Origin of the sequence: Myroides indicus, from assembly GCF_004364575.1 — a bacterium.
Taxonomy (GTDB): Bacteria; Bacteroidota; Bacteroidia; order Flavobacteriales; family Flavobacteriaceae; genus Flavobacterium; species Flavobacterium indicum_A.
This window is the reverse complement of sequence record NZ_SOAG01000059.1, coordinates 1-3123: the sequence shown is the minus strand read 5'-3', so window position 1 is coordinate 3123 and position 3123 is coordinate 1. Positions and strand designations below refer to the sequence as shown.

Below are 3123 nucleotides of genomic sequence, written 5' to 3'. Positions count from 1 at the left end.
TCCAAAACATTATAAAAATACAGAGTCTCGTAGCTCAGCTGGTTAGAGTACTACACTGATAATGTAGGGGTCGGCAGTTCGAGTCTGCCCGGGACTACGAGTATTTTGAGGAAATTCTAGAGGTTGCGCTAACCGTTTAGGTTATACAAACCACTTAAAACGGGGGATTAGCTCAGCTGGCTAGAGCGCCTGCCTTGCACGCAGGAGGTCATCGGTTCGACTCCGATATTCTCCACCAGGACAACAGTTCCTATCGTTCATTGACATATTGAAAAGACATAACAAAAGTTATAAAACAAATAAAATAGAAAGTACGATTCGAAAGAATTGTAAGCACATAAGCAAAATAAGGGCGTATGGGGAATGCCTAGGCTCTCAGAGGCGAAGAAGGACGTGATAAGCTGCGAAAAGCTGCGGGGATCGGCACACACGATTTGATCCGCAGATATCCGAATGGGGCAACCCAGTATGTTGAAGACATATTATCCGAAAGGAGGCGAACCTGCTGAACTGAAACATCTAAGTAGGCAGAGGAGAAGAAAACAAAAGTGATTGCGCAAGTAGTGGCGAGCGAACGCGCATTAGCCCAAACCAATGTTGTTGAGGCAATATTGGGGTTGTAGGACCGCGATATTTTAAGCAAAGCGAACTGGAATAACCTGGAAAGGTAAACCGCAGAGGGTGATAGTCCCGTATAGGTAAGCGATGTATTAGATAGCGGTATCCTGAGTAGGTCGGGGCACGTGAAACCCTGATTGAATCCGGCGGGACCATCCGCCAAGGCTAAATACTCCTGAGAGACCGATAGTGAACCAGTACCGTGAGGGAAAGGTGAAAAGAACCGTGAATAACGGAGTGAAACAGAACCTGAAACCATACGCCTACAAGCGGTCGGAGCCCTTTTGTGGGGTGACGGCGTGCCTTTTGCATAATGAGCCTACGAGTTACCGTTGCTGGCAAGGATAAGTGGTTAAGCCATGGATCCGTAGCGAAAGCGAGTCTTAATAGGGCGCTTAAGTCAGTAGTGGTAGACGCGAAACCGTGTGATCTACCCATGGGCAGGTTGAAGTTTAGGTAACACTAAATGGAGGACCGAACCGTTTAACGCTGAAAAGTTTTCGGATGACCTGTGGGTAGGGGTGAAAGGCCAATCAAACTCGGAAATAGCTCGTACTCCCCGAAATGCATTTAGGTGCAGCGATAATCCCAGTTACTTAGAGGTAGAGCTACTGATTGGATGCGGGGGCTTCACCGCCTACCAATTCCTGACAAACTCCGAATGCTAAGTAATGATAATTATCAGTGAGGGCATGGGTGCTAAGGTCCATGTCCGAGAGGGAAAGAACCCAGACCATCAGCTAAGGTCCCCAAATGTATGCTAAGTTGAAAAAACGCGGTTTGATTGCTTAGACAGCTAGGATGTTGGCTTGGAAGCAGCCATTCATTTAAAGAGTGCGTAACAGCTCACTAGTCGAGCGATCGAGCATGGATAATAATCGGGCATAAGTATACTACCGAAGCTATGGATTTGTACTCTGTACAAGTGGTAGGGGAGCATTCTATTGACGCCGAAGCCGATTTGTGAGAATTGGTGGAGTAAATAGAAAAGAAAATGTAGGCATAAGTAACGATAAGGGGTGCGAGAAACACCCCCGCCGCAAGACTAAGGTTTCCTGAGCTATGCTAATCAGCTTAGGGTTAGTCGGGACCTAAGGCACACCCGAAGGGGGACGTCGATGGATAACGGGTTAATATTCCCGTACTAGTGATAACAGTGATGGAGTGACACAGTGATGAAAGCACCGCCAGCTGACGGAATAGCTGGTTGAAGCACGTACCTATATTTCCTATAGTCAAATGCGTAGGAGATGGAGAAATGCGATAGTACTCAGCGTCTACGGACAACGAGATAGTGTGCCTAAGGGCTGTCAAGAAAAGCTTCTAAACTCAGGTTATCAGTACCCGTACCGCAAACCGACACAGGTAGTCGAGGAGAGTATCCTCAGGCGCTCGAGAGATTCATGGCTAAGGAACTAGGCAAAATAGACCTGTAACTTCGGGAGAAAGGTCGCCAGCGCAAGCTGGCCGCAGTGAAGAGGTCCAGGCGACTGTTTATCAAAAACACAGGGCTCTGCAAAATCGTAAGATGAGGTATAGGGCCTGACACCTGCCCGGTGCTGGAAGGTTAAGAGGAGATGTTATCCTTTGGAGAAGCATTGAATTGAAGCCCCAGTAAACGGCGGCCGTAACTATAACGGTCCTAAGGTAGCGAAATTCCTTGTCGGGTAAGTTCCGACCTGCACGAATGGTGTAACGATCTGGACACTGTCTCAGCCATGAGCTCGGTGAAATTGTAGTATCGGTGAAGATGCCGATTACCCGCAGTGGGACGAAAAGACCCTGTGCACCTTTACTATAGCTTAGTATTGTTCTTGGATAAGTGATGTGTAGGATAGGTGGGAGACTGTGATCCTGCGTCGCCAGGCGTAGGTTAGTCATTGTTGAAATACCACCCTTTGCTTATCTGAGATCTAACTCTGCGCTGCAGAGGACATTGCTTGGTGGGTAGTTTGACTGGGGTGGTCGCCTCCAAAAGAGTAACGGAGGCTTCTAAAGGTTCCCTCAGCACGCTTGGTAACCGTGCGTAGAGTGCAATGGTATAAGGGAGCTTGACTGAGAGACACACAAGTCGATCAGGTACGAAAGTAGAGCATAGTGATCCGGTGGTTCCGCATGGAAGGGCCATCGCTCAAAGGATAAAAGGTACGCCGGGGATAACAGGCTGATCTCCCCCAAGAGCTCATATCGACGGGGGGGTTTGGCACCTCGATGTCGGCTCGTCACATCCTGGGGCTGGAGAAGGTCCCAAGGGTTGGGCTGTTCGCCCATTAAAGTGGCACGCGAGCTGGGTTCAGAACGTCGTGAGACAGTTCGGTCTCTATCTACTGCGGGCGCAAGAAATTTGAGTGGATCTGATTCTAGTACGAGAGGACCGAATTGGACCAACCTCTAGTGCATCTGTTGTCTCGCCAGGGGCATCGCAGAGTAGCTACGTTGGGCAGGGATAAGCGCTGAAAGCATATAAGTGCGAAACCCACCACAAGATTAGATTTCTTTAAAGGG

Annotated in this window: 2 tRNA genes and 1 rRNA gene; all 3 read left to right on the top strand. The window is 48.7% G+C overall.

Features of this window, described 5'->3' with window-relative positions:
- Window positions 1-23: 23 nt before the first annotated feature.
- Window positions 24-97, top strand: a tRNA-Ile gene (locus tag C8P70_RS13565).
- Between the two features lie 64 nt (window positions 98-161).
- A tRNA-Ala gene (locus C8P70_RS13560) sits at window positions 162-238 on the top strand.
- Window positions 239-336: 98 nt separating this feature from the next.
- A 23S ribosomal RNA gene (locus C8P70_RS13555) occupies window positions 337-3123 on the top strand; the annotation flags it as partial.